At 67.9% G+C, this 1,157-nt stretch carries 1 protein-coding gene; it reads left to right on the top strand.

The genetic code is table 11. The features are described from left to right. Positions 1-115 precede the first annotated feature (115 nt). Positions 116-1,126 (top strand): DNA-directed RNA polymerase subunit alpha, encoded by a 1,011-nt coding sequence (locus CBZ_RS16960; RefSeq protein WP_130782660.1) that lies wholly within the window; start codon positions 116-118, stop codon positions 1,124-1,126. Positions 1,127-1,157: the final 31 nt, after the last annotated feature.

The following is a 1,157-nucleotide window of genomic DNA, read 5'->3' on the forward strand; positions in this document are numbered from 1 at the left end:
ACGCCCCGGCCACGGCTCAGCCCGTCCGACAGTCCGGTCATGCGGACCGAGGCATGGCCGTCACGTAGTACTGCGGAGCGTCATATGGCGGACGCCCGCTGAGAGGAAACCCACCGTGCTCATCGCACAGCGCCCCACCCTGACCGAAGAGGTCATCTCGGAGAACCGCTCGCGGTTCTCCATCGAGCCGCTCGAGCCCGGCTTCGGCTATACGCTCGGCAACTCGCTTCGCCGGACGCTGCTGTCCTCCATCCCCGGCGCCGCCGTCACGTCCATCCGGATCGACGGCGTGCTGCACGAGTTCTCCACCGTGCCGGGTGTCAAGGAGGACGTCACCGAGATCATCCTCAACATCAAGAACCTCGTCGTCTCCTCGGAGAACGACGAGCCCGTCGTGATGTACCTGCGCAAGCAGGGTTCGGGCGTCGTGACGGCCGCGGACATCGTGCCGCCGGCCGGTGTCGAGGTGCACAACCCCGACCTGCACCTGGCGACGCTGAACGACAAGGGCAAGCTCGAGATCGAGCTCACGGTCGAGCGTGGCCGTGGCTACGTCTCCGCCGCCCAGAACAAGTCGTTCGACGCCGAGATCGGCCGCATCCCGGTCGACTCGATCTACTCGCCGGTCCTCAAGGTGACCTACAAGGTCGAGGCCACGCGTGTCGAGCAGCGGACCGACTTCGACAAGCTCGTCGTCGACGTCGAGACGAAGGCCGCGATCAGCCCGCGCGACGCGCTCGCGTCCGCCGGCAAGACCCTCGTCGAGCTCTTCGGGCTCGCGCGTGAGCTCAACGTCGAGGCGGAGGGCATCGAGATCGGCCCGTCGCCGACCGACGCCGCGCTCGCCGCGGACCTCGCGCTGCCGATCGAGGACCTGCAGCTGACCATCCGGTCGTACAACTGCCTCAAGCGTGAGGGCATCCACTCCGTGGGTGAGCTCGTGGCGCGCAGCGAGGCCGACCTGCTGGACATCCGCAACTTCGGTGCGAAGTCCATCACCGAGGTCAAGGAGAAGCTGGCCGAGCTCGGCCTGACGCTCAAGGACAGCCCGCTCGACTTCGACCCGACCGCGTCCGCCTACTACGGCGAGGACGAGGGCGACTTCGTCGAGGACGAGCAGTACTGACGCCGCGGGACGCGGGCCCCGGGCCAGGCCC

Source organism: Cellulomonas biazotea (genome assembly GCF_004306155.1).
Lineage (GTDB): Bacteria > Actinomycetota > Actinomycetes > Actinomycetales > Cellulomonadaceae > Cellulomonas > Cellulomonas biazotea.